Annotated in this window: 19 protein-coding genes; 13 read left to right on the forward strand and 6 right to left on the reverse strand. The window is 55.4% G+C overall.

Going from position 1 to position 25,844, the window contains the following annotated elements:
- Positions 1 to 27: 27 nt before the first annotated feature.
- The 9 genes from C8R31_RS14665 (at position 28) to C8R31_RS14705 (ending at position 11,617) form a co-directional block, all read left to right on the forward strand.
- Positions 28 to 1,536, forward strand: coding sequence for a leucyl aminopeptidase (locus C8R31_RS14665; RefSeq protein WP_107694815.1), 1,509 nt, complete (start codon positions 28 to 30; stop codon positions 1,534 to 1,536).
- A gap of 12 nt (positions 1,537 to 1,548) precedes the next feature.
- Positions 1,549 to 1,968: a DNA polymerase III subunit chi gene (locus tag C8R31_RS14670; protein ID WP_107694816.1), complete on the forward strand. Its 420-nt coding sequence runs from the start codon at positions 1,549 to 1,551 to the stop codon at positions 1,966 to 1,968.
- An 80-nt stretch (positions 1,969 to 2,048) separates the two neighbouring features.
- A complete protein-coding gene (locus C8R31_RS14675) occupies positions 2,049 to 2,426 on the forward strand; it encodes a hypothetical protein (protein ID WP_107694817.1) in 378 nt (125 codons plus the stop codon).
- A 209-nt stretch (positions 2,427 to 2,635) separates the two neighbouring features.
- Positions 2,636 to 5,416, forward strand: a complete 2,781-nt coding sequence (locus C8R31_RS14680) for a valine--tRNA ligase (protein WP_107694896.1) — start codon at positions 2,636 to 2,638, stop codon at positions 5,414 to 5,416.
- A gap of 114 nt (positions 5,417 to 5,530) precedes the next feature.
- A complete protein-coding gene (adk, locus tag C8R31_RS14685; RefSeq protein WP_107694818.1) occupies positions 5,531 to 6,184 on the forward strand; it encodes an adenylate kinase in 654 nt (217 codons plus the stop codon).
- A gap of 208 nt (positions 6,185 to 6,392) precedes the next feature.
- A complete protein-coding gene (locus C8R31_RS14690; protein ID WP_107694820.1) occupies positions 6,393 to 7,652 on the forward strand; it encodes a 6-phosphofructokinase in 1,260 nt (419 codons plus the stop codon).
- Between the two features lie 120 nt (positions 7,653 to 7,772).
- The gene (locus tag C8R31_RS14695; protein ID WP_107694822.1) at positions 7,773 to 9,806 is read left to right on the forward strand and encodes a sodium-translocating pyrophosphatase; all 2,034 of its coding nucleotides are present in this window, start codon (positions 7,773 to 7,775) and stop codon (positions 9,804 to 9,806) included.
- Positions 9,807 to 9,904: 98 nt separating this feature from the next.
- Entirely contained in the window at positions 9,905 to 10,315 is a 411-nt protein-coding gene (locus C8R31_RS14700) for a heme-binding protein (RefSeq protein WP_107694824.1), read from the forward strand.
- 219 nt (positions 10,316 to 10,534) lie between these two features.
- A complete protein-coding gene (locus C8R31_RS14705) occupies positions 10,535 to 11,617 on the forward strand; it encodes an AI-2E family transporter (RefSeq protein ID WP_258192726.1) in 1,083 nt (360 codons plus the stop codon).
- A 30-nt stretch (positions 11,618 to 11,647) separates the two neighbouring features.
- Here the strand turns inward: C8R31_RS14705 and C8R31_RS14710 are convergent, their stop codons facing one another.
- Positions 11,648 to 12,463 (reverse strand): SDR family NAD(P)-dependent oxidoreductase, encoded by an 816-nt coding sequence (locus C8R31_RS14710; protein ID WP_107694827.1) that lies wholly within the window; start codon positions 12,461 to 12,463, stop codon positions 11,648 to 11,650.
- 165 nt (positions 12,464 to 12,628) lie between these two features.
- Here C8R31_RS14710 and C8R31_RS14715 point away from each other — a divergent pair, with 165 nt between their 5' ends.
- Positions 12,629 to 13,327: an SDR family oxidoreductase gene (locus C8R31_RS14715; RefSeq protein WP_107694829.1), complete on the forward strand. Its 699-nt coding sequence runs from the start codon at positions 12,629 to 12,631 to the stop codon at positions 13,325 to 13,327.
- 85 nt (positions 13,328 to 13,412) lie between these two features.
- On the opposite strand, the gene C8R31_RS14720 is transcribed toward C8R31_RS14715, so the two are convergent.
- Both C8R31_RS14720 and C8R31_RS14725 read right to left on the reverse strand, forming a co-directional pair.
- Complete coding sequence (locus tag C8R31_RS14720) at positions 13,413 to 13,733, reverse strand: heavy metal-binding domain-containing protein (RefSeq protein ID WP_107694830.1); 321 nt, start codon at positions 13,731 to 13,733, stop codon at positions 13,413 to 13,415.
- Positions 13,734 to 13,893: 160 nt separating this feature from the next.
- Positions 13,894 to 14,160, reverse strand: a complete 267-nt coding sequence (locus C8R31_RS14725) for a hypothetical protein (protein ID WP_107694832.1) — start codon at positions 14,158 to 14,160, stop codon at positions 13,894 to 13,896.
- 452 nt (positions 14,161 to 14,612) lie between these two features.
- Between C8R31_RS14725 and C8R31_RS14730 the strand changes: the two genes are divergently transcribed.
- The 3 genes from C8R31_RS14730 to C8R31_RS14740 are packed head-to-tail and all read left to right on the forward strand — an operon-like array spanning position 14,613 to position 18,371.
- Complete coding sequence (locus tag C8R31_RS14730) at positions 14,613 to 15,590, forward strand: Fe(3+) ABC transporter substrate-binding protein (protein WP_107694897.1); 978 nt, start codon at positions 14,613 to 14,615, stop codon at positions 15,588 to 15,590.
- Between the two features lie 2 nt (positions 15,591 to 15,592).
- Complete coding sequence (locus C8R31_RS14735; protein WP_107694833.1) at positions 15,593 to 17,284, forward strand: iron ABC transporter permease; 1,692 nt, start codon at positions 15,593 to 15,595, stop codon at positions 17,282 to 17,284.
- A 13-nt stretch (positions 17,285 to 17,297) separates the two neighbouring features.
- Positions 17,298 to 18,371, forward strand: a complete 1,074-nt coding sequence (locus C8R31_RS14740) for an ABC transporter ATP-binding protein (protein ID WP_107694834.1) — start codon at positions 17,298 to 17,300, stop codon at positions 18,369 to 18,371.
- Positions 18,372 to 18,457: 86 nt separating this feature from the next.
- Here the strand turns inward: C8R31_RS14740 and mltB are convergent, their stop codons facing one another.
- The 3 genes from mltB to C8R31_RS14755 are packed head-to-tail and all read right to left on the reverse strand — an operon-like array spanning position 18,458 to position 25,819.
- Positions 18,458 to 19,453: a lytic murein transglycosylase B gene (gene mltB / locus C8R31_RS14745; RefSeq protein ID WP_107694836.1), complete on the reverse strand. Its 996-nt coding sequence runs from the start codon at positions 19,451 to 19,453 to the stop codon at positions 18,458 to 18,460.
- A gap of 34 nt (positions 19,454 to 19,487) precedes the next feature.
- The gene (locus C8R31_RS14750; RefSeq protein WP_258192727.1) at positions 19,488 to 23,057 is read right to left on the reverse strand and encodes an exodeoxyribonuclease V subunit beta; all 3,570 of its coding nucleotides are present in this window, start codon (positions 23,055 to 23,057) and stop codon (positions 19,488 to 19,490) included.
- Positions 23,054 to 25,819 carry a PD-(D/E)XK nuclease family protein gene (locus tag C8R31_RS14755; protein WP_258192728.1) on the reverse strand — a complete coding sequence of 922 codons (2,766 nt, stop codon included), beginning with the start codon at positions 25,817 to 25,819 and terminating at the stop codon, positions 23,054 to 23,056. Before C8R31_RS14755 ends, C8R31_RS14750 begins: the two co-directional genes overlap by 4 nt.
- Positions 25,820 to 25,844: the final 25 nt, after the last annotated feature.

A 25,844-nucleotide genomic window follows, 5' to 3' on the forward strand; every position in this document is an offset into this window, starting at 1 on the left:
CAAGTCCCCCGCACAAAGGAGCGAGCAGTGAAATTCAGTATAAAAAGCGGAAATCCCGAGAAACAGCGCGGCGCCTGCCTGGTCCTGGGCGTATTTGAGCCGCGCAAGTTGACAGATGCTGCAAAAGCGATGGACAAACTTGCCGACGGGAATATCAGCAGCATATTGCGCGGTGGCGACATGGAGGGAAAGACGGGCACGACGTTGATCCTTCACAACGTGCCCAACACACAGTGCGAGCGAATATTGCTTGTAGGACTCGGCAAGGAAAAGGAACTCGGCGACAAGGCGTACCGCGAAGCCATACGGTCAGCCTTCAAGGTTCTCAAGGGGACGGGAGCTGCCGACGCAACACTGTTCTTGACTGACTCGCCGGTTACTAGCCGTGACATCGCATGGAAAATCAGCCAAACGGCCATCCTGGCGATGGAAAGTATCTACCGCTTCGATCAGCTTAAAAGCAAGACTGAGGAGAAAAAACCTCGTCTGCGCAAAGTTACGCTTGGCGTGGGCAACATGGAAAGGCCCGGGTTAGCTACGTGCGAGGAAGCACTGCAACAGGGTCTTGCCATCGCCGAGGGTATGAAACTCGCCAAGGATTTGGGCAACCTCGCACCCAACTTCTGCACCCCGAGCTACCTGGCCGAACAGTCGGTAGATCTTGCCAAGGCGCTTAAGCTCAAGGCCACCGTCCTGGAGCAGAAGGACATGGAAAAACTCGGTATGGGCGCGCTGCTGGCAGTCGCGCGCGGCAGTCGGCAGCCCGCCAAGCTGATCGCTTTGGAATACTGGGGGCGCACAGAGAAAGAAAAGCCCATTGTGCTGGTGGGCAAGGGCATCACGTTCGATACTGGGGGTATTTCGTTAAAGCCCGCGGCAGAAATGGATGAAATGAAGTACGACATGTGCGGCGCAGCCAGTGTGCTGGGCACGTTAACGGCAGTCGCGAAATTAGGGCTTCCGGTAAACCTGGTCGGCATCATTCCCACCACTGAGAATATGCCGGGCGGAAATGCTACCAAGCCGGGCGACGTGGTTACCAGCATGTCGGGACAGACCATTGAAATTCTCAACACGGATGCTGAGGGCCGCCTAATCCTTTGTGATGCGTTGACTTATGCCGAGCGCTACCAGCCCGAGACAATCGTTGATATCGCCACCCTGACTGGCGCATGTGTCATCGCGCTCGGGCACGTCGCATCAGGCTTGCTCAGCAACGACGATGATCTGGCTGAAGAATTGCTGGGTGCGGCCGGACGAGCGGGGGATCCTGCCTGGCGGCTGCCATTATGGGATGAATATCAGGAACAGTTGAAGAGCAATTTTGCGGATATGGCAAACATTGGTGGACGTGCGGCAGGAACCATCACTGCGGCTTGCTTCCTGTCGCGTTTTACAAAAAAATATCGATGGGCTCATCTCGACATAGCAGGTACCGCCTGGAAGTCGGGCAAGGAAAAAGGCGCGACCGGCCGGCCGGTGCAATTGCTGACTCAGTTTATTATCGGACGCGCGTTAAAAACATCTACCGGCTGACCTGAAGGGGAAATGACGGAAATAGACTTCTACTCCGGCGGCGATAAGCTTCATACCGCCTGCCGTCTGGTTGCGAAAGCAGTCCGCAAGGATCTGAAAGTGATGATTTACGCGTCGGATGTGGCAACGCTCGAGGGAATCGACAAACTCCTTTGGACATTTTCTCCAATGGATTTTATTCCCCACTGCCGGGCTGACCATAAACTGGCGGATGTAACGCCTGTCATACTGGGTCATGACGCCAAAAAAATTCCACACGATGAGGTGTTGCTGAACCTGGACTCTGATAACCCGTCTTTCTTCAGCCGTTTCCACCGTTTGATCGAAATTACCGGAACAACACCAGAAGATACGCACGCTGCCCGCAAGCGCTACCGCTTTTACCAGGACCGAGGGTACGAAATCCGTCATCATAAATTAGCAGCGGTATAGGAAAGATCGGAAATGACCCGCTCTTCTTTGCAAACCCGTCCGCCTTCCCATCTCGCTTATACCCAAATCCCGAGACCATCATGACAAACGCCCGTGCCAAAACATCGTCAGAAGCCGAATATGACGAAATATTGCGTAAGCTGGATACCTTGTTACTTCGCCATCAGGGCAAGCCGTCTGTTTCGGCTCGCGCTGATGCAAATGCTGCTGCGGATTTTCGGCCAACCTCGATCGCGAGTGGAAGTCCAACTCAGGTACCCCTCACCGCGGCTGACACCATACCGACCCTCACTGAAATGGTGTACCTCCCGCCTTCAATGCTCTCAGCCCCCGGCGATATCACGTCTCTCATTGCCCAAATAGTAGACTCCGCGCTCAAAGACGCGGGAGAGGATCTTGGGGCTGGCGCTCGCGCGGCCCTGGTTCAAGCGCTGGAGTCACGATTATTCGGTCTTTGATCGCTACCTTCAGCCCGCATTCCTTTATTCTTTTATTTAAAACGAATAAATAGTCACGTCGGTTATTTCCGCGCGCCCCTCATCCCCGCGAGGCGTCCACAGGGCATGACCGCGCGTGACTCCGGAACAAGCTCTTCCTCTTTTGAGGCGCCGCTGTGTCTGCGCCTTCCGTTATAATTGCCGATTTTCCGCCATCACGGCTTCTGTTCATGGAACTCGAAAAAAGCTTTAACCCGCACGCAATCGAAAGCCGATGGTATTCGTACTGGGAATCGTCCGGTTTTTTCAGACCCGCACCTAACGGCACAACTGCAACAGCACCTGCCTACTGCATTATGCTGCCGCCGCCAAACGTCACGGGCACGCTGCATATGGGACACGCTTTTCAGCACACGTTAATGGACGCACTCACCCGTTATCATCGCATGCGAGGCGATAATACGCTCTGGCAGCCAGGCACGGACCATGCCGGAATCGCTACCCAGATCGTGGTCGAGAGACAACTGGATCAGCAAAATATCGACCGCCGGGATCTCGGCCGTGAAGTATTCGTGGAGCGAGTATGGCAATGGAAGGAAGAATCCGGCTCTACCATAAGCCGCCAGATGAGACGAATGGGCGCTTCGTGCGACTGGTCGCGCGAACGTTTTACCATGGATCCAGGATTATCCCGTGCGGTTACGGAAGTTTTCGTGCGCCTTTATCGAGAAGGCCTTATATACCGCGGCAAACGGCTGGTGAACTGGGACCCGGTATTGCAAACCGCTGTTTCCGACCTGGAGGTCGTCTCTGTAGAGGAAGAAGGATTCCTCTGGCACGTTCTTTATCCCTTCGAAAAAGAAGAAGAGCGGAATTTGGAAGGCACGGCTCCGCAGGGACTCATTGTCGCCACCACGCGGCCTGAAACCATGCTCGGCGACGTCGCCGTGGCCGTGCATCCCGACGATGAGCGGTACCGCCATCTGATCGGGCGGCACGTGCGCCTTCCCATATGCGAGCGGAGTATTCAGATAATTGCCGATGCCTATGTCGATCCGCAGTTTGGTACCGGATGCGTCAAAATTACTCCCGCACACGATTTCAATGACTATCAGATAGGACAGCGGCACAAGCTCGTCCCGCTCAGTATTCTCACACTTGACGGAAAGATAAACGAGTTTGGTCCTACCGAGTATCAGGGTCTGGACCGTTACGAAGCCAGAAAAAAAATCATCTCGGAACTGAATGAACAGGGACTCCTGGTGGACACCAAGTCGCACAAACTGATGGTGCCCAGAGGCGACCGTACGCACGCAGTAATCGAGCCCATGCTCACGGATCAATGGTATGTCGCCATGGAGGGCTTGGCCAAGCGCGGGCTTCAGGTGGTAGCGGACGGCGATATAAGATTCACGCCGGACAACTGGCGTCACGTCTATAATCAATGGCTCGAAAATATACAGGACTGGTGCATTTCGCGCCAATTGTGGTGGGGTCACCGCGTCCCCGCCTGGTATGATGAAGATAATAATATCTTTGTCGCCCATAGCCTTGAGGAAGCACAGCGACTGGCGGGCGAGCGCGACCTCACACAGGACGAAGATGTTCTCGATACCTGGTTCTCGTCCGCCTTGTGGCCGTTTTCCACCTTGGGCTGGCCGGACGAAACACCGGAACTCAAGACCTTCCTGCCGACCTCGGTTTTGATTACGGGTTTCGATATTATCTTTTTCTGGGTGGCGCGCATGGTGATGATGTCAGTGCATTTCACCGGCAAAATTCCATTCCGGGAAGTCTATATCACCGGGCTCATACGCGACGCGGAAGGGCAGAAGATGAGCAAATCAAAGGGGAACGTACTGGACCCCCTGGACCTCATCGATGGGATCGAACTGCCTGAATTGATCTCGAAACGGACTAGCGGCCTGATGAATCCCAGGCAGGCGGAATCCATCGCAAGACAGACGCGCAAGCATTTTCCCGCTGGGATTCCCGCTTTCGGGGCCGATGCGTTGCGATTTACGTTCGCCAGTCTCGCCTCACACGGCCGCGACATAAAATTCGATATGCAGCGCTGTGAAGGATATCGGAATTTCTGCAACAAGCTGTGGAATGCTACCCGCTATGTCCTGATGAACTGCCAGGGAAACGACACTGGTTTGAACGACTCGATGCCGTTTGATTATTCCGATGCTGACCGATGGATTATCAGCCGCCTGCAAGGCGCAGAAAGTGCTGTAGAACAGGCTTTACACGACTACCGCTTTGACATGGCCGCGCGTGAAATCTATGAATTTGTCTGGGATGAGTACTGCGACTGGTACCTAGAGTTCGCGAAAGTACAGTTAAGCAACGGGGACGACGCGGTACAGCGCGCAACTCGCCGTACTCTGACCCGGGTGCTGGAATCAGCCCTACGGCTCGCCCATCCCATTATCCCTTTCATTACCGAAGAACTTTGGCAGAAAGTCGCGCCGCTCGCCGGGGCGGAAGGGGCCAGCATTATGCTGCAGCCATACCCCCGCGCTGATCCTGCAAAAATCAGCGAAAGCACAACCAGCCGCATTCATTCGCTCAAGGAGATTGTCAATGCCTGCCGCACGCTGCGAGGGGAAATGAATTTATCGCCGGCATCGAAGGTTCCGCTGCTTGCGGCGGGAAACGCGCAAACACTCGCGGATTTTTCTCCATATCTCATGGCGCTGGCCAAGCTTTCAAGTGTCGAGATTATGCGAGATGGATTGCCTCATGCTGAAGCCCCGGTCGCGATTGTGGGGGAATTCAGGCTGATGCTGAAAATTGAAGTAGACATTGCCGCCGAGCGCGGGCGGCTCACCAAAGAAATTGCCCGAATCGAAGCAGAGATCGCTAAAGCGGAGACCAAACTTTCAAATGACGATTTCCTCAAGCGCGCCCCGGGCAAAATAGTCGAGCAGGAAAAATGCCGACTTGTCAATTTTGGCGCAACGTTGGACAAACTAAAAGAGCAGTTGCAAAAACTCGCATCCTGAGTTGGAGTAAAAAGTTCAAGGCTCGGTCTGGCTGCGCTATAATCATCGCCCAAAAGTTCGAGTGACATCCTCTCCTTCGCGGCGCCCATCGAGTTTAGATAAAAAGGGGGAACAATCATCATTATATTGTTAGGGGGCCCAGGTGCGGGAAAGGGCACGCAGGCCAATTACATCAAAGAACGGTTCGGCATTCCACAGATTTCCACTGGCGACATGCTGCGCTCGGCGGTCCAGGCTGGCACCGAGTTGGGAATCATGGCAAAGAAAATCATGGATGCGGGAGGGCTCGTTCCCGACGACATCATTATCAATCTGGTCAAGGCGCGCATCTCGCAACCGGACTGCAATAAAGGCTTCCTGTTTGACGGTTTTCCCCGCACCATTCCTCAAGCGGATGCAATGAAGGCTGCCGGAGTCCCAATAAACTTCGTCGTGGAAATTGACGTGTCCGATGAAGAGATCATCCGACGTTTGTCCGGCCGGCGCGTGCACCCGGCTTCGGGCCGCGTTTACCATCTCGTGTTCAACCCGCCCAAAATCGATAACAGGGATGACGTGACCGGCGAACCGCTGGTACAGCGCGATGATGATAAAGAGGAAACCGTGAAAAAACGGCTCGAAATCTATCACGCCCAGACTAAACCATTGGTAGAATACTACGCGAAATGGTCAGCTTATGGCGGAAGGGGAGCTCCCAGGTATGTAAAAATTGCGGGAGCTGGATCGGTGGAAAAAATCCGGGACGCCATTTTCGCGTCGCTGAAATAACTTCAGTCAAGATCCCTGGCGGCTTTCGCGTTACGGTATCGCCGCAGCTTTAATCCGAGAACAGAGCAATACCGCAGGGGCAGGAATTGTCAACTGCCGGGCGTACTATGGCGCCAGAAACTGTAGTGCCAGGTCGTTAATGCATCACCGGCGCCAACTGCACCGCGGATGACGTGACATAAGATTTGAAAAAAATCAGGGGAGACACATGGCAGCAAAAAATGCTTTTTATGCTCAGTCGGGCGGGGTTACCGCCGTCATTAATGCGTCAGCCGCGGGCGTGATTGAAACGGCGCGTCAGCAAAAGGGAACGATCGGCAAAATTTATGCGGGCCGCAACGGCATCATTGGCGCGTTGACGGAGGATCTGATTGATACCGGCAAGGATTCCATTACAGCCATCAGGGCGCTGCGCTACACTCCGTCGGGCGCATTTGGTTCGTGCCGCTATAAACTGAAAAGTCTCGAACAGAACCGCCGTGAATACGAACGTCTGATCGAGGTATTCAAGGCTCATAACATCGGCTATTTCTTTTACAACGGCGGAGGCGATTCCGCGGACACCTGCCTAAAGGTATCGCAACTCGCCGACACTCTGGGTTACCCCATCCAGGCCATTCACGTGCCGAAAACGGTTGATAACGACCTTCCTATCACCGACTGCTGTCCGGGATATGGCTCAGTTGCAAAATACATCGCAGTCTCGACGCTCGAAGCCAGCTTTGATGTCGCCAGCATGTCGAAAACCTCCACCAAAGTATTCGTTCTGGAAGTGATGGGACGCCACGCGGGGTGGATCGCGGCGGCGGGCGGTCTCGCGTCGACCACTGACCGTGAAATTCCGATTGTCATCCTCTTTCCCGAGATTCCTTTTGATAAAGCGAAGTTTCTCGCCAAAGTGGACAGTAATGTTCAGAAATTCGGCTATTGCTCGGTGGTGGTATCGGAAGGCGTAAAAGGGGAAGACGGCAAGTTTCTCTCCGATCAGGGCGTGCGTGACGCATTTGGTCACGCTCAGCTGGGCGGCGTCGCTCCCGTTGTCGCAAATATCGTCAGGGAGGGCCTGGGCCTTAAATACCATTGGGGAGTTGCCGACTATCTTCAACGCGCAGCGCGTCATATCGCTTCGAAAACCGACGTTGAACAGGCTTACGCAATGGGCAAGGCCGCGGTTGAGTTTGCCGTTAAAGGGCATAATTCCGTGATGCCCACGATAGAGCGCCTTTCCGATAAGCCCTATAAATGGAAAGTCGGCATGGCGCAGCTTTCCAAAGTGGCAAACGTGGAAAAAATGATGCCCAAAAATTTCATCACCAAGGATGGATTTGGGATAACCGATAAATGTCGGGAGTATCTCGCGCCCCTCATCAAGGGCGAGGACTATCCTCCTTATAAGGATGGTCTACCGACCTACGTACGGTTGAAAAATGTGGCGGTTGCAAAAAAACTGAACGACTTCACCATCTAAGTTCCCTCGAACCGCACACATCCCGATGTCGTATTGCATATTTAGCGTCCGGGTTCACCAACGTATATTCGAAACTATTTCTGTTTTATCGGATGAATCCGGCTTTACCTGGAGATCTAAATGGCTACTGGTCTAATCATCGCAATTGGCTGCGCAATGGCGGCGCTCCTCTACGGAGCACTTTCGATAAAATGGATTGTGGCTCTGCCCACGGGCAACGAGCGCATGCGCGAGATTGCCGCTGCAATTCAGCAAGGCGCTTCAGCATATCTGAATCGTCAATACACCACGATCAGCATCGTCGGAGTCATCCTGCTGGTAGCCATCTTCATGGCTTTAGGCTGGCAAACCGCTGTCGGTTTCGCTCTTGGCGCATTTCTCTCGGGCCTCACCGGTTATATTGGCATGAACGTATCGGTACGCGCTAACGTTCGTACGGCGGAAGCCGCGAGACATGGCCTTAACGCGGCGCTGGATGTGGCCTTCAAAGGCGGCGCGATCACGGGCATGCTGGTGGTGGGACTGGGCCTGTTGGGTGTTGCCGGTTACTTTGCTGTTCTTACCGGCATGGGGGCCTCGGAATCCGAAGCGACGCACGCTCTGGTCGGCGTAGCCTTTGGCAGCTCGCTAATTTCCATATTTGCCCGGCTTGGCGGTGGCATATTCACCAAGGGCGCGGATGTCGGTGCCGACCTGGTGGGGAAAGTCGAAGCGGGCATTCCCGAAGATGATCCCCGGAACCCGGCAGTCATCGCGGACAACGTGGGCGATAACGTCGGCGATTGTGCCGGCATGGCTGCTGACCTGTTTGAAACTTACGCGGTAACCATCATTGCCACGATGTTACTCGGCGGCTTGCTCATCACCGATGCGGGTCCTGACGCCGTGCTCTATCCGCTGGTACTCGGCGGGATATCCATTATTGCCTCAATTATCGGTTGCTACTTCGTAAAGGCGCGCGATGGCGGCAAGATCATGAATGCCCTTTATCGCGGCTTGGCGGTTGCCGGGGGACTGGCTGCGATTTCCTTCTATCCCATCACTACCATTATGCTGGGCGACGGTGTAATGATTGAAGGCAAACTGGTGACATCGATGAATCTGTACCTCGCCGGTTTGGTCGGTCTGGTGCTGACCGCCGCCATGGTATGGATTACGGAATACTACACCTCTACCGAATATAAGCCGGTACAGCACATCGCCGAAGCATCGAGTACCGGTCACGGCACCAACGTAATCGCAGGACTTGGCGTTTCCATGAAATCCACTGCTGCGCCCGTGATCGTTGTCTGCCTCTCGATCTGGTGCACGTTCGAACTGGCGGGCTTGTACGGCATTGCTATTGCCGCGACTTCGATGCTGTCAATGGCCGGGATCATCGTAGCGCTTGATGCATATGGCCCGATCACGGACAACGCCGGGGGTATCGCCGAAATGTCGGGCTTGCCGCCTGAGGTGCGCGCTATTACCGATCCGCTGGACGCGGTCGGAAACACCACCAAAGCAGTGACAAAAGGTTATGCCATCGGCTCGGCCGGCTTGGCTGCGCTGGTCCTGTTTGCGGATTACACGCACGCGCTTTCCAGCGGCGGCAAGATCGTGAACTTTGATTTATCTGATCACATGGTAATCATCGGCCTGTTTCTCGGCGGCATGGTGCCCTATCTATTCGGCGCCATGGCGATGGAAGCGGTCGGCCGCGCCGCGGGTTCGGTGGTTGTGGAAGTGCGCCGCCAGTTCAGGGAGATCCCGGGTATCATGGAAGGCACCGCCAAGCCGGACTATTCCAGAGCAGTGGATATGGTAACGAAGGCGGCTATCAAGGAAATGGTTGTTCCCTCGTTGCTGCCCGTAGCCGTGCCAGTGCTCGTTGGCCTCATTCTCGGCCCCGTAGCATTGGGCGGTGTCCTGATCGGTGCCATTATTACCGGCATTTTCGTGGCCATTTCCATGACCGCGGGAGGCGGCGCGTGGGACAACGCTAAAAAGTATATTGAGGATGGTCATTTCGGCGGCAAGGGCTCGGAGGCGCATAAAGCTGCAGTAACCGGCGACACCGTTGGCGATCCTTACAAGGACACTGCCGGCCCAGCGATCAATCCGCTTATCAAGATCATGAATATCGTTGCCCTGCTAATCGTACCGTTGATATAAATCCTGCCTGTATCGAAGCACGCCGGGATACCGGCGTGCTTTGTTTTAGAAAATGAGTTTGTGCATTTAATATCGTAACCAGCTTTCCCGTAGACGTCATGAATAACGCTTATTCGCTCACACTCCAGGACGCCAAAAATATTGCCGCTGCGGCGGAAGAAGAAGCCAGTCGCAATAACTGGGCGGTTGTGATCGCGATCGTTGACGAGGGCGGTCACCTCATACATCTTTTGCGGCGCGACAACACTCAGTTCGGCAGCATTGAAGTGGCGATCCAGAAGGCACGTGCCGCTATCGCCTTCCGCCGCCCGACAAAGGTATGGGACGAGCATGTTGGCGAAGGACGGTTGCGCTATCTGGGCCTTCCCGGAACGCTGCCAATCGAGGGCGGATTACCTGTTGTGGTGGAAGGGCAATTCATTGGTGCGGTAGGCGTAAGTGGCGTAAGATCCGATGAGGATGCACGGATCGCGCAAGCCGGAGTGAAGGGATTGCGAGGGACGCGCTGATTTGGCGTCCTACAAGCGCTTTGCCGGGAGTCCTTGCGGTCGTATACTTTAGCAGCTATTAATGTCGCTCCGGCGGTTCCCCTCTTTGATCCCTCCTGGTCCCACCTGCGGTACGAGTAGTTCCAGCCCCACGCGCCAGTCATCCGTTGCCGTTTTTCTGAACATCCTGCTCTCCCACTTCGGGCCGGGTTAAGGTAGGATTGAGCTACACCCTCCTGAATGCCTCCCACTGGAACCCTGGACGACATGAATTCCCCGGAGCTTCAACAAAAAACCTTCCTGTTGCTATTGATCGTCGTTTCGGTGGCGTTTGTGTGGATCTTGTTGCCCTTCTATGGCACGGTGTTCTGGGCTTCCGTTCTAGCCATCATATTTGCTCCTTTTCACCGCCGGTTACTGGGCATTATGGACCAGCGCCGGAACCTGGCGGCGCTCGCTACCCTACTCTTTTGCCTAATCATCGTAATTCTCCCGTTCATTGTACTCGCGGGCTCACTGCTGCAGGAGGGCCTGACTGTGTACGAGAGAATCCGGTCCGGCGAATTGAATTTCGGGACGTACTTCCAGCAAATCATGAACGCGTTACCGCCATGGATCGTCAACTTGCTGGACCGTTTCGGGCTTTCGGACATTTCCGGCATTAAGGATGCACTTTCAACCGGTGCCTTGCAGGGAAGTCAGCTCATCGCAGCTGAAGCCCTGAATATAGGCCAAAACATGTTTGAGTTTATCGTCAGTTTCGGGATCATGCTTTACCTGCTGTTTTTCCTGCTAAGGGATGGGGCCATTCTGACGTCCAAGATAAATCAGGCAATTCCGCTGAGCCTGGAACACAAACGGCATCTGCTCAGCAAATTCACTACTGTTGTGCGCGCCACCGTAAAAGGCAACATTGCTGTGGCCGCGATACAAGGAGCGCTGGGTGGCGCAATGTTTTCGTTCCTGGGCATACAAGGCGCATTGTTATGGGGATCCGTAATGGCCCTGCTTTCTCTATTGCCTGCGATTGGCGCCGGCCTGATCTGGGGTCCGGTAGCCGTCTATTTCCTGCTTACCGGGGCTGTGGGGCAGGGCGTCACCCTGATCCTGTTCGGCGTCTTCGTGATCGGAATGGTGGATAATCTCCTGCGGCCCATTCTCGTCGGCCGGGATACTAAAATTCCCGATTACGTCGTACTCATCTCGACCCTCGGAGGCCTGGTTCTCTTCGGTCTTAACGGATTCGTCATTGGTCCGGTCATCGCGGCATTATTCATCGCTGCCTGGGACCTCTTTTCGTCCTCCAGGAATGAACACGCGTAAACCAAGCTGCTGGTTGATGAAACGCAGGAGCTAGGGTTTCATCTGGCGACGTACCACCCACTCAAACAAACGCGGGCCCAGCAGCCATCGGGCGCCAACCGCCAGCTTGGCATCGAGCGGTAACGCATGGCGCAGCGGTGGAGTCGAACTTGTAATGGCATCGAGCACGGCCCGGGCGATGATCTCGGGGCCCGGCGATCTTGGTTCATGCGATACAATCTTATGGACGCCGGCGATAAGCTTTCCATAAATCTCCGGATGCAAAACGGTTTCCAGTAATCTCAACTGGTTGGGAACGAATTCCGTCTTTATTAAACCTGGCGCAATAGCCACCACGTTGATCCCGAACTCCATCACCTCACCGCGAAGGGTCTCGGACAGCGCCTCTAGGGCATGCTTGGAAGCGGTATACCAGCCGAACCCCGGAATAGTCATCTTACCCAAGGCCGAAGTAACGTTTACGATATGCCCCGACTTCTGCGCCCGCATGTGTGGCAAGACCGCCTGCATGAAGCGGGCGTAACCGAACACGTTCACCTCGAACTGGCGATGGGCCGCTTCCATCGAAACGCACTCGATTGCGCCCAACTGAGCGTAGGCGGCATTATTTACCAGTACATCAATGCGCCCTTTCGTTGACATGGCATGGTCTACTGCCCTGTGAATGGCTTCTTCATCAGCGACATCCAGTGCAACAGGTTCAATGTGATCGGAACGTATCTGTTCCAGCCTGTACATACGCCGTGCCGCGGCAAATACATAATAGCCGTTTTTGGCAAGCAATTCCGCGGTAGCCCTTCCAATACCGCTGGATGCGCCGGTTACCAGCGCTATTCGCTGAGTCATTCTCTGTCCTTTATCGTTTCACTTCGTTTCGCTTTTTATTCATAATGGTGGAGCGCGCAGTCGAAACAATACTTCGGGATAAAGCTGATCTGAGTAATGACTTGTCAGATCCCGCGTTATTTCTGCTCGTGCGCGGCAACACCATCTTTCCAATAGGAGAGGGTTATGAAAACTACATTGATCACTGGCGCCAATCGCGGAATCGGACTGGAATTTTCCCGGCAGTATGCCGCAGACGGCTGGCATGTCGTGGCTTGCGCCCGCCAACCTGATAAATCAGATGCCCTTAACGCACTGGCGGCGCAATATCCTGGGCAAATCTCGGTACAACGACTGGATGTCGCTGATCATCCCGGGATCGACCAACTGGCGTCGTCGCTCGCCAGTCAACCAATCGACCTGCTGATCAACAATGCAGGCGTATACACCGATCCTCATGGAGGCGCCTTAAATAATAGCGATGATGAAGCATGGACGCGTGCATTTCTTATCAACACGATGGCCACCTTGAAAATGGTCCGGGCATTTCGTCCACATATCGTTCGAAGCGATAAAAAAACCGTTGTGACGATCAGCAGCAAAATGGGCAGTATCGCGGACAACAACAGCGGCGGCAGCTACATGTACCGGTCCAGCAAGGCGGCGGTGAATATGATTGTCAAGACGCTCGCCATAGATCTGAAGCCAGCTGGAATCATCGCCTTGGTATTACACCCCGGGTGGGTGAAAACCGATATGGGCGGGCCTCATGCATTGATCTCCAGCATGCAGAGCGTATCAGGAATGCGCGAGGTCATCAGCCGCCTTACCATTGATGACTCGGGTAAATTCATCGCTTACGATGGGAAAGCGATACCCTGGTAGAAGAAACGAAATCTGCTTAAACACCGGCCATGTTCAGTCCCGGCAAGAACATCCTGGGCTGACCTTGACAAGCACAGTCAACCGCTTACTCAACGGTTACGGCCGTCCCGCTGGCAGAAACCATCAACATGCCATTCTCCTTGCCCATTATCTCGTAATCGAGATCAATTCCGATCACCGCATTGGCGCCAAGGTCCTGCGCGCGCTGGCGTAATTCCTCAAGAGCAATATCCCGTGCGCGCTGCAACTCCTTCTCATAAGTCGCCGAGCGCCCCCCCACCAGGTCGCGGATCCCCGCAAAAAGGTCCTTGAACAAATTAGCGCCGAGTATAGCCTCTCCCGCAACGATGCCGTGGTACTTCGTCACGCGCCTTCCCTCTATGCCTGGAGTAGTCGTTAGCAGCATATTCCTCCCATTCGCACTATTTTTAAGTTAACAATATAAGTCGGCGGATTCACTGATATTTCCCGTGTGCCCTGTCACAGTTGCCAATTGCAGTGGACGCGGCAGCCCATGCCCAGCCATAAGGGCCACGGCTTAACTCGCCCAGCTCCGGCGCGACATTTCATGATGCGGCACCCGGTTTCGGTCTTTTACGCAACTTCTTCAATGGCCGCTTTCCCTGCACATGCTCCCGCGGCTTGCATTGATCGGGCGAAGCGGGGGCCGGACGCCGAATCATGCGCTCCGATGTTACAACTCGATTGACAGGAGTAAGCGTAATTTCAAGCTCGTTAATTTCGTCCCATTGCGCTTCGGTGCGCTGTCTCTCAGGAATGGCGAGAAGCTCTTTCAGCCGGTCATAAGACGAAATCGGTTCTGGTTTATCCATGATATATTAATGCGGAGCTTTACTGATAATTGTTATCATTTATAATATGGTTCTGACCGAGCATGCTATTTACATACGGAGAGAATAAAATGTTGAACTCCTGCTTTAAGGAACCGATGAACACTGCCCCGGTGGAGCGCTCAGTTAAAAGAAGAGCGGGCAAAATCGGGGTAAACTCAAGCCGCGCGGTGAAGGAACTGGTTTGCCCGTCTCTGTTCAGGACGCTGCATGGGAGTGCAACGCGAGTAGCCGATTTTACAACAAACCGTGTGAGATGGGGCTCTGGGGGCTTGGCGGGCGCCCAACTGTGCCGGACTGCCGCAAAAGCAGATTCGCAATCCGGATCTCTGCTCGGATCTTCGGCTGCCCATCCCATCCTTTCCGCTCCTCACTTCGCCCGGCGTTCCGGAGAGGACATTATTCGCAAAGTCCTCAACCGCTATCTTACCGTAATGTTCTGCTGTGTCACGTTGTTTGGCGCCAGCGCATCACATGCCGATCAGGTCGTCGTCTACTCCGCCCGCATCGAGCAATTGATCAAGCCGATGTTCGACGCTTTCTCTAAAGAAACCGGCACAACCGTCAAATTCATCACCGACAAGGAAGGCGCACTACTCGCGCGCCTGAAGGCGGAAGGAAAAAACACGCCCGCCGATGTGCTTATTACCGCGGATGCGGGCAACTTATGGGAAGCTGCTCGGGAAGGACTATTAAGACCAGTAGAGTCCAAAACGCTGGAGTCGAATGTTCCTGCTTATCTTCGCGATCCCGGCAATCAGTGGTTCGGTCTGTCAGTGCGTGCCCGCACTATCATTTATAACACACAAAAAGTAAAACCTTCCGATCTTTCGACCTACGAAGCCCTCGCCGACCCGAAGTGGAAGGGACGACTTTGTCTTCGTACGTCGAAGAAAGTTTACAATCAGTCACTTGTAGCAATGATGATTGAAGAGCATGGCGAACTCAAGACGGAACAAGTCGTAAAAGGCTGGGTTGCAAATCTCGCCACCGATCCGCTGTCCGATGAGACGAGGGCAATGGAATTTGTAGGGGCGGGAAAATGCGATGTCACCATTGCCAACACATATTATTATGGGCGCCTGATGGAAAAAAACCCCGCGCTGCCGCTCGCAATTTTCTGGCCTAACCAGGATGGCGCCGGGGTCCATGTAAACATCTCGGGAGCGGGTGTTACACGCTACGCAAACAATGTTCCGGGGGCCATCCGGTTACTGGAATTCCTGTCCTCGGAGAAAGCGCAAAATCTGTTTGCAGACGTGAACATGGAATACCCGGTCAACCCAAGGATAAAACCTGACCCCGCTGTCGCCGCCTGGGGCCCGTTCAAACAAAACACCATAAACGTTAACAAAGCGGGTGAATTGCAGGCGGAAGCAGTCAAGCTGATGGATCGGGCGGGTTATCGATAGGCATGAAGGGCGTGAATGGGGAGGTACTGAATTCAACAGGCACCAACACAAGTACTGATCCTGTTTACAGCTCGTCACGTCGCGCCGCTCATATCTCGACAGGTTGGCGTCTGATTCCGGTTTTTATCGCTGCGCTTGTACTGATACCCGTCGGCACAGTCCTCTCCTCTCTTTTCGCCCCAGCGAGCGATGTGTGGCAGCATCTGGTTGAAACGACACTTCCCGACCTGTTGGCGAATACCTTTTGGCTCGCATTAGGAGTATCTCTAGGCACCGCATTGTTGGGAGTAAGCCTGGCATGGTTTACCGCGGTGTGCGACTTTCCCGGATGTCGTTTCTTCTCCTGGGCGCTCCTGCTGCCGCTCGCAATACCCGCTTACGTCACCGCATTCGTCGCACTTGGTCTGTTTGATTACATCGGCCCGGTGCAAACGACGCTGCGCGTGTCGCTACAATCGGATCTGCTCTGGTTTCCAAACGTACGGAGTGGGCCGGGTGTTGTCGTTGTCATGGTTCTCGCGTTTTATCCCTATGTCTACCTTCTGGCACGTAATGCGTTCATCACACAGGGTAAGCGGTCACTCGAGGCGGCACAATCGTTGGGCTTCAATCGTACCCAGGGATTCTTCAGACTTTCCCTGCCCATGGCCCGACCATGGATTGCCGGCGGTGTAATGCTGGCGTTGATGGAAACGCTCGCGGACTTCGGCACCGTCGCCGTCTTCAATTACGACACCTTCACCACAGCCATATACAAAGCGTGGTTCGGCATGTTTTCCTTGGCCGCAGCCTCCCAGCTCGCCTCAGTGCTGATTGTGATCGTCTTTGCTGTCATCGTGATAGAGCAGCAACTTCGATCCGGCATGCGCTATGCCGAAACCAGGCAAAGTGCAAGAATTGACCGCATTCCGCTCTCGGGCTGGCGTGCATGGTCAATTGCCGCCCTCGCGTCAGGCACCCTGTTCTTTGCATTTGTCTTGCCGGTGAGTCAGCTAAGCATTTGGGCAGCAGGTGTTTTTGCTCGTGATTTTGATCAGCGCTACCTCGAATTTCTCTGGCATTCACTGCTACTTTCGGCAGTTGCGGCGGTGCTCACCTGTGGCGTCGCGCTACTCATGGTTTATGCCGCAAGGCGACATCCCGATCGCGTTACTCGCGCCGCCGTCCGCATCTCCACCATAGGCTATGCCTTGCCTGGCGCAGTTCTGGCAGTGGGTATTTTCATTCCGATAGCATGGCTGGATAACCAGCTCAGCGACGTCGCCTTGCGATTATTTGATATTCAAGCGGGAGTGCTCATGCAGGGCACGCTCGCCACCATGCTGATCGCCTATATGACGCGTTTCCTGGCGGTCAGTCATAGTCCCATAGATAGCGCCATGCACCGTATCACCCCCAACATCGATGAAGCCGCCAGGGGACTCGGCTTGACCGGGTGGGCGGCGCTACGACGTGTGCATTTGCCCATTTTGAAAGGGGGAATTTTTACCGCCGCCTCGCTCGTATTCGTGGACGTAATGAAGGAAATGCCCATTACCCTGATGACCCGGCCCTTTGGCTGGGATACGCTGGCGGTGAGAATTTTCGAAATGACTTCAGAGGGCGAATGGGAACAGGCCGCGTTGCCTGCGGTGACCTTGGTGCTGGCGGGGCTGCTTCCCATTATCTTTCTTATGCGGCAAACTGAGAAATAATTGAACACCGTCCATGAACGCATTGCTTGAGCTCAGGAATATTCGGCATGCCTATGGACGGCAAACGGTGGTGGAGGATCTGTCGCTCACCCTGCAAAAAGGCGCGATCGGCTGCCTGCTGGGTCCAAGCGGATGCGGGAAGACCACGGTCCTGCGCAGCATCGCCGGATTTGAGCCTATTTCAGCCGGTGAAATTTGGCTCAACGGCGCGCTGATAAGCAATGCGAGCATCTGCGTTCCTCCGGAACGGCGCCATATTGGGATGGTATTTCAGGATTACGCCTTGTTTCCTCATCTAACCGTTCGCGCGAACGTGGGCTTCGGCCTGCATCGCATGGGAAACGCCGAGCGTGCGGTGCGCGTCACCGAGGTGCTGCACACAGTAGGTCTCTCGGAAGACGCAGAAAAATATCCCCACCAACTGTCCGGCGGACAGCAACAGCGGGTTGCCCTCGCCCGAGCACTGGCTCCGCGACCTGATCTGCTATTGCTGGATGAGCCTTTTTCAAACCTGGACGTAACCTTGCGCGGTCGCTTAAGTCTCGAAGTACGCGATATTCTTAAGAATCAAAATGCTACGGCTATTTTGGTGACGCATGATCAGGAAGAGGCGTTTGCCATTGCTGATGAGATCGGCGTTATGCATCAGGGACAAATCCAGCAGTGGGACACCGCTTATAACTTGTATCATAAGCCCGCGAACCGGTTTGTTGCCGACTTCATAGGTGAAGGAGTATTTCTCGCGGGTAAGATGCTTGACCCGCGTCATGTGGAGATAGAACTGGGAATTCTGGAGGGCGAGGTCGCACATTGCTGCGGCCCCACGTGCCAGCTGTGCCGCGAGGGATGCGCGGTGGACGTACTCATCCGGCCGGATGATATCGTGCACGATGATGCCAGCCCCGTCAGCGCCATCGTGCTGCACAAGGCTTTCCGGGGAGCGGATATTCTCTACACCTTGCGCCTCCCCGGCGGCAGTACCGCGCTATCGCTCGTGCCCAGCCACCATAATCATGCCATAGGTGAGAAAATCGGCATCAGGCTGGAAGCGGATCACGTGGTAGCGTTCAACCAGGTGGCTCCCTAGCTTGCAGCCAAGGCGAAAAGGGACCTCTGCTTATCACGCCAGCGCGTTACCGAGCGTGATGCTTGCGATAAGTTGATGTTTCGGGCCTACTGAGAATCTGAATTTCTTGCTGCCCGGATTTCATCGGCCAGTTGCAACACCGACATCGCATAATTCACGCTGCGATTGTAACGGGTGATGACGAAGAAATTATTGAAACCCAGCCAGTGTTCGTTTCCGTCGTTATTCTCCAACTCGATCAACGTAGCCGGAAGATCAGCAGGAGATTTCTCGCGGGGAATGACCCCCCGCTCCCTCAGTTCGACTAAGGTATAAAATGGCTTGGTCCCTGTGAACACGGCTTCGCGGTAATCGGCGCCATTCACCAGGGCCGGCACGACTGCAACTTGATCAACTTCCCAGCCATAGCTCTTCAGGTAATTCGCCACACTGCCGATCGCGTCCGCTGGGCTGCCGGATAAATCGATTTTGCCATCACTATCAAAATCAACCGCGTACCGCCTGTAACTGCTGGGCATGAATTGCGGAATGCCGATGGCTCCGGCATAAGACCCCTTGATGCTAAGCACATCCATTCCCTGTTCCCGGCTCAACAAAAGATACTGCTCCAGCTCGGCCCGAAAGAATCCCGCGCGCTTCGGATAATTGAAGGCTAAAGTGGTCAACGCATCCAGAATGCGATGTCTGCCGCTCTGCACGCCATAGTTTGTTTCTACCCCGATCACTGCGGCGACAATCTCTTCGGGGATGCCGAACTCTCTACGCGCCCGCTCCAGCGTCGCAGCATGGTTATTCCAGAACGCAACCCCATCTGTCACGCGCTGCTGGCTGACGAGGAGAGGACGAAATGCATACCACGGCTTCGAAGTAGCCGGTTGGGAAATCGCTTTGATAATCGCCGGCTGAAACTGTGCCATGCGAAGAGTGACCTCAAGCTCGGCCTGAGTAAACCCGTGTCGCTCCACCATCTCACTGATAAAAGCCTCGATCTCCGGCCGCAGTGGCGCCGATGGCGCAGTTGTCGAGGCTGACGCACATCCGGCAAGCGCAAGCAAGCCCAGCATAACTATCAGAAATCGCATAATCCTCCGATCAGAAAAGGGCGCACGCTGACTTTCACACGTCATCGCCCCATTCCCGCCATCCCTTCAGTAACGGAAAGTACAAACCACGCCTTACCGGCTGGCCGTCGAGCATGCGCATAAGGTTCGCGTAACGATCGAGCTGAAACCGATAGCGCTCTTGCTCGCGATTGAGAAAATCCTCGACGTCGGCCCCTTCATGACTGCTGGTCTTGTAGTCCACGACCCAGCGTTGTCCATTTATATCGTGAAAAGTACGGTCGATGACATGATCAAAATACTCCTCGCCGGAAATCGCAGTCATACGCAACTCACTGTGGGCACCCTGCTGCGCCCCGAGCAGCCATCGGCCGCGAGGATCAGTCACTGCGTGGGTGAGCGCCATCATCACACGTTCGATAGCCGTATCCATATCGCTTCCATGGTTGACCATGCCGCAGGCGACCAACTGACCTTTGAAAGTATCTCGCAAAAGCCGGATGCGCGCCACATCCCATTTTTCAATGCCTTCGGTTGCGATACGTTGTAGCCAGCGGTGCACGACGTTGCCGATAAGGCGCGCAGCTTCTCCCGCCCAGGAATATTCGATGCTGCCCTGCGCCGGCGCGGCTTGCGGCCGGGCCAGCCATAGTACCGGCGGCGGCGGAGGCGGTAATACCCAACCTGACACAAAGCGCCGCAATGATTGATCGACCGCATTTCCCGCGACCGCCCCGCCACTGCTCCTAAACAATGAGCTTGAGGACATCGCCTGCGCCGCGGCTTGCGCATAGTCCGACTCTACCAATGCCCAAATCCTGCTTAACAAGGCCCGGGTGGGAGGCGGCTTTAGCTCCAGCCCTCCGTCTTTTCCCAAGGTGGCATTGGTACTGCCAAGCAGATGCAGACGCTGCCTCGCGCGAGTCGCGGCGACGTAGAGCAACCGTTCATCTTCCAGGCGCTCTTTTTCGCGTTCAAGTTTTTCCAGCCACAAATACGTGCGATCTTCGGCCGCTCCCGTTTCCTGGATCGGCGCCAGCAGCAGATCGTTACTGCGATTTGCATTACCCACCGCCGAAATCGACCGTACCGTTTCCATCCACATGAAGAGTTTCTTATCGTTACTGCGCGGTGATCGGCCCAGCCCGGGTACGATTACCCAATCAAACTCAAGTCCCTTCGCCTTATGGATGGTCATGATCTGCAGCCTGTCATCCGCTTTTACGTCCGGCAAGGCAAACAGCCGCTCGAGCCCTTCCTCCAGCGCGGCCAGGCTAAGAATACTGCCGGCCTCCTCTTGTTTTTCGAGATAATCGAGATAAATGGCCGCGTCTTCAAAATCGGTCGGATCTTCAATAGCTGCAGGCCCCCCCAGCGCAAGCCACGCCGCTTCAACAGTCGAACGTAACGATTGGCGGCAGCGATTCTCCATGCATGCTTGGAGCACCTCGCGCGTCCTCAGCAGCCGCTGATACCCATCGGCAGAGATTGAGGCAACCCGAGCGTCATCGGAAAGCCATTCCCATACCGTTCCATTGCCTGCCTCCAGGTTTCTTTCTGGCGCGCTTTCGTCTCCCTCTTGGGGCACATCGTTGCACTCAACAGTCAAGGCGGCATTCCAGGAAACGAGCGCATGAATATCCGCCAGCAGGAGGCCGCACCATGGGGCTCGCAGCAATGCCAGCCAAGCTGCACGGTCCGCTGGATGCGCCAATGCCCGCGTCAGCGCCAGCAGATCCTGAACCACCGGCCTGCGACCCAACCCCTCGATTTCAATTGCGCGAAAACGCAAGCCGGCTTCTTTAAGCAGAAGTATGATGTCGACAAGATGACTGCGGTTGCGCACGAGAATTGCCGTGGTTGTGGCGGAATGATCACGAGCTTGCGCGGCAATCTCCACCACTCTGCTCGCCTCGGCAGCGCGGTCATCATTAATAAAAGGGTGTAAGCTGACCGCAGAACCCGATAGCAGGCGGTTCGTTGCAACGGATTCCGTGTAGGATACCGCCCCGATAGTTATATTCTCTCGCCTTGGCATTACCTGAGAGAAGGTGGCGTTCACCCAATCCACTATCCCTCGTTGGGACCGAAAATTGGCGGAAAGAGTGACCGGCTGCAACGTGACATTTCCAATTCCCGCCGCACGGGCGCGAAGAAACAAACCGACCTCAGCCTCGCGAAAACGATAGATGGATTGCATGGGGTCTCCTACCGCCAGCATGCTGCGGCCATCATCTGGCTCCCATCCGGAAGTGAGCTTTTCGAGCAACTCATATTGGCTGATCGAGGTATCCTGGAACTCATCTATCAGTAAGTGTCGAATGCGATAATCGAGCGCAAGCGCAAGATCGGTCGGCATGTGTAGATCGCCGAGCGCTCGTAGCGCGCCTTGCGCCACTTCGGTAAAGTCCACCTGGTTAAGAGATTGAAACACGAGCTTGAGCTGCGCAACTGCCCGCGGCAAGAGCCGCGTGATCGATTGGAGGATGTCCCACTGCGCGTCCGTGTAAGTGGACGGAGGCAGCTGGAGAATGTCCTTTAGCGCCTCGCACAGCGAACCACTATCATTTTCCGCCAACAGCGAACCCAGCGCCCGCGCCCGCTCCTTCCAGGACGTAGCCATAATTTTCCTGGCCTTGGGCTCTGGGGGAAAGCCCTCCCTCTCGGTAAACTGCTTGCGCCAGCCCCCATCTTTTGTAAGCAACAGGGTGGCAATGGCCTCCCAGCAGCGAACATCCTGCTCGTCATTGCCGGGAAATCCCGTCGGGTCGCCGCATTGCTCATACGCAACGATGGCCGAATCGCTGCCGATGGCGCTGAGGTTACTCGCCGCATACCGTATCAGCGCGATCAGTTCATCCCGGGCCGCGGCAGGATATAGCCCGCACAAGCGCTTGAGCGCTTCGTATCGCGTATTCCTCAACGCCGCTTCCAACTCATCCCGATCCTTGCCATGAATATGGCGCAGCCAGTGGTCGCGTTGGGCCAGCATTCCGATGAGGAGTGTTTCGAGACGCTCGACGTCGTTATCGAGATGCTCGAGCAAGCGTTCGACATCCCGCGCCACGTCGTCCCCGCCCTCGACAAGACGTATAGTCGAACGTGCAGCCTCGCGGTAAAGGTCGGACGCGTCCTCCACGGTTTCTGGTTGCGAGCCGAATCCGGACAGTATGGGCATTTGACGTGTCAGCGAGGCGCACAATGAATCGAACGTCTGAATACGCAGTCGAGCAGGGTTATCGAGAATATGCCAGCCAGCCAGAATGTCGCGATGAAGAGCCGCGCTTGCCAATTCCCGCGTGGTTCCTTCATGTCGGGTTTCAGCAATTTTGCCCGGGTGGGGGGCGCCGGCCGCCTGAATAAGCGCCCTCATCAGGCGCTCGCGCATCTCCGCAGCAGCCTTGCGCGTGAATGTAATCGCAACAATTTCCTCAGGTTCATTGACGCATGCAAGCAGGCTGAGATAGCGCTGAATCAAAAGCCCGGTCTTTCCCGAACCGGCGGGCGCCTGAACAATAAAAGACTGGGCAGTACCGAGGACACGGAGACGTTCGTCCAGGTCCGGCGGATCGAGGTTTGGCGCGTTTGCATCTGCATTTCCGGACATGGGCAATTCGCGACTCACTTTTTGTCCCCCTCGTCGGCAATACCGCTCTCCATACGCTCGTAGACCCGGCATACGGGTCTTGCATCACAATTGCGACAGGTATCGGGATATTTTCGAGGCTCGATTTCCGCGCGCCCGCTGACGAAACCCGCCGCGATACGATCAAGATTGGTACGCCAGGCAGCAACAAGGTCTTCCCATGAGCTGTACCGTTCGCGGTAGCGGGACTCGCCCAAAGCCTTTCCCCTCGGCAGCAGATCGCTATCGCGGGCAACTGCCGTGAAGCACATATCGCCGGCCTTCACCTGTGCAAACGCCACGGCTACGGCCTCGGGTTCGGCCGTGACGAGATATAACGGCAGTTGCGGTTCCTCTGGCCGTTCGCCAAGCATCGTGGCTACGGAAGGTGCGTTCGTTTTGTAATCGATAATAATGCGCCGCCCATCATCGAGTTCGTCGACTCGATCCAGCCGCGTGGTCAACGAAAGCTCGCCGATTTGGACCCGGCGCTTCTCCTCGATTGCTATTACCGCGAAGCCACTGCGCTTTTTATCCTCCTCCAGCCATCCCAGCGCCAAGCGTAGAAGCCGCCTTTGCTCTATCTCTGCGAATCGGCCGGACAAAAGCCCGGGGCGCTGCCGTTGGATACGGGCCATCGCCTCTGTCGCGGCATGCATGAGTATCGATTCAAGATCTTTCTCACTGATGGAATCGAGACCGCTTTTAGTCTTGAGTTGCCCCCATACCTGGGCGAGTATGTGATGGACCAATGTGCCGCGCTCCATCGCGTTGAGTCCTGCACAAGGCGCACGAATTCGTTCAACGCCGAAACGATGCAAGGCCAATGCACGGAACGGGCAGGTGGCGTAATCTTTTATTACCGCCATGCCTCCAGCCACGCCAATTCCGCTTTGCGACTGGTCGAGTGCTGGCGCGGTGTGGTCTTCTATACATTCCAGCCGCCGCGCGTGGTGAATAAGCCGGCCGTAATCGGGATAATCAGGTAACACAAGCTCGCCAATCGCGATATCGGCCACCAACGGGCTGGGTGGAGTGTCCCGGGCATCTGATCCCCCGACGTGTCGCGGGTGACTCAGAACAACCTCGTTTGCGGACAAGAACCATGCATTGGTAAGCCGGCTCGCTAGCGCGAGCGATGCAACCGCAGAACCTTGCGGTAACTCGGCAGCACGTTGTAATTCGACGGGGAGAAACGGGTTCGGACGTGGTTGTGGCGGCCAGAATTCAGCCGATAAACCCATGACCCAGAGATGGTCGAAGGCCATCCCGGCAGCTTCCAGAACGCCAAGTACCTGGATAGGGACATCGGGCGTCTCGGGCTGGAACATTGTCTCGCTTGTCATGCGACGCAGGCGAGATATCCCTGCCCTGTAGCTGGTGCGAGACAATACCAGGTCGAGGCTGGCGAAGTTTGCCAGCACTTCCTGCCATTTTTTCAACGTCTGATATTCAGCGGAATCGAGTTCGCGTTCGCCGGGAAATCCCGCCATCCGTAGCGCTTCCGAAATCGCCCTGGCGAGTTGGGAAGGTGCCTGGGAGCCTGAAAGATATGCTTTACGGAACTGTGCATAGGCTGACAAATTCTGCCCCAGAATCGGGCAATGTTTATGCGCATCCTCCAGTTCAAGCAGGGTGAGCAGTGCTTCAAGCGTAAGGGAGGGCTCGGAACGTTTGCGCAGGCGCGTATCGAGTCGGGCGCGAGAACCCATTTCAGTCTCCCCGCCACCCAGGAACGGCGATCTGAGCAGCAGACTTGCCCGTTCGAATTCAATTTCGCCTCCGCCAAGTTCGAGTATCAGGAATGCAGCACTGACGAGCGGATAGGAGAGAAGGGTTTGACCGAGCGATGCGTTGAACGGTAACGTTGGCCTCGAGACCCCAGGCAGGGATCGGCGTACATCGGGGTCCATTACGGACCTGAAGACGCGCATGATGATGCTTCTATATTCAGAGAAAGCGGGGACCACAATTCCGACGCGGGCAGAGCCATTGGCCTCGACGCGTGCGCGCGCCCATACCGCTGCGTGATAAACCTCGTCGTTGCGATCTGCACTTTCCATGCGTCGCAAATCGGGGTTTTGCAACTGTAGCTGAGGTTCAGGTCGTGACAGCACCACTTCACAACCGGCCTCGGCCAGACCGGCCAACAGCCGCGCCTGTTGTGGCGCAACGATATCAAATCCATAGCAGATCAAACGTTTGGGCTTGCTGACATCTGTGTTCGCACACAAGCCTGTGACTAGATCGCCAAGCTGCGCATGGTCTATTTGTCGCCTACCACCGGTAACCTTTACATAGCGCTCGGACCACTTCTGAAAGGCCTTGCCGTCTTCGTTGTGCGGGAAGTTCCGAAGCCTGGGAATAAGCTGCCACTCATGCGCAGCGTCCCATGCCTCGCAAGCAAGTCGCGCGGTTTCTGCGACCGACAGCAACGCCGCGCCCTCATCCGAATTTGAGATGACGTTCTCCCATAGCACTTGCTGCTGGGCAGGTGTCAGGAGCGTCGGGACGAAATTTCCTTGATCGGAGTAAAGCGCATCCTCATAGATGCGGAGCATGAAGGCGGAGATCGGGAGGATGTCAGCGGAATCCCAGACGGATATCCCTTTTGCAGCCTGGAACCCGTCAAACTCGCGCTTAAGCGCTATCGCGAGTCGTCGATTGGGGGTAATGACCGTAACGCCGGCTTTCAAGCCGGCGGCAAGGTGCGCAAAAACGTCGGTAGGGGGGACTTTTGGAAAATTCAGAATGGAACACACGCGGCGACAAGCCACCGCTGTCCGG

The sequence above is a fragment of the Nitrosospira sp. Nsp2 genome (genome assembly GCF_003050965.1).
Lineage (GTDB): Bacteria > Pseudomonadota > Gammaproteobacteria > Burkholderiales > Nitrosomonadaceae > Nitrosospira.

What these genes read in the sequence shown, in the direction of transcription:
- C8R31_RS14730 (WP_107694897.1), top strand. Translation starts at nt 14,613, where the DNA reads ATGTTCTGCTGTGTCACGTTGTTTGGCGCCAGCGCATCACATGCCGAT.
- C8R31_RS14715 (WP_107694829.1), top strand. Translation starts at nt 12,629, where the DNA reads ATGAAAACTACATTGATCACTGGCGCCAATCGCGGAATCGGACTGGAA.
- C8R31_RS14700 (WP_107694824.1), top strand. Translation starts at nt 9,905, where the DNA reads ATGAATAACGCTTATTCGCTCACACTCCAGGACGCCAAAAATATTGCC.
- C8R31_RS14690 (WP_107694820.1), top strand. Translation starts at nt 6,393, where the DNA reads ATGGCAGCAAAAAATGCTTTTTATGCTCAGTCGGGCGGGGTTACCGCC.
- C8R31_RS14735 (WP_107694833.1), top strand. Translation starts at nt 15,593, where the DNA reads ATGAAGGGCGTGAATGGGGAGGTACTGAATTCAACAGGCACCAACACA.
- mltB (WP_107694836.1), bottom strand. Translation starts at nt 19,453, where the DNA reads ATGCGATTTCTGATAGTTATGCTGGGCTTGCTTGCGCTTGCCGGATGT.
- C8R31_RS14725 (WP_107694832.1), bottom strand. Translation starts at nt 14,160, where the DNA reads ATGGATAAACCAGAACCGATTTCGTCTTATGACCGGCTGAAAGAGCTT.
- C8R31_RS14695 (WP_107694822.1), top strand. Translation starts at nt 7,773, where the DNA reads ATGGCTACTGGTCTAATCATCGCAATTGGCTGCGCAATGGCGGCGCTC.
- C8R31_RS14670 (WP_107694816.1), top strand. Translation starts at nt 1,549, where the DNA reads ATGACGGAAATAGACTTCTACTCCGGCGGCGATAAGCTTCATACCGCC.
- C8R31_RS14705 (WP_258192726.1), top strand. Translation starts at nt 10,535, where the DNA reads ATGCCTCCCACTGGAACCCTGGACGACATGAATTCCCCGGAGCTTCAA.
- C8R31_RS14680 (WP_107694896.1), top strand. Translation starts at nt 2,636, where the DNA reads ATGGAACTCGAAAAAAGCTTTAACCCGCACGCAATCGAAAGCCGATGG.
- C8R31_RS14740 (WP_107694834.1), top strand. Translation starts at nt 17,298, where the DNA reads ATGAACGCATTGCTTGAGCTCAGGAATATTCGGCATGCCTATGGACGG.
- C8R31_RS14675 (WP_107694817.1), top strand. Translation starts at nt 2,049, where the DNA reads ATGACAAACGCCCGTGCCAAAACATCGTCAGAAGCCGAATATGACGAA.
- C8R31_RS14710 (WP_107694827.1), bottom strand. Translation starts at nt 12,463, where the DNA reads ATGACTCAGCGAATAGCGCTGGTAACCGGCGCATCCAGCGGTATTGGA.
- C8R31_RS14720 (WP_107694830.1), bottom strand. Translation starts at nt 13,733, where the DNA reads ATGCTGCTAACGACTACTCCAGGCATAGAGGGAAGGCGCGTGACGAAG.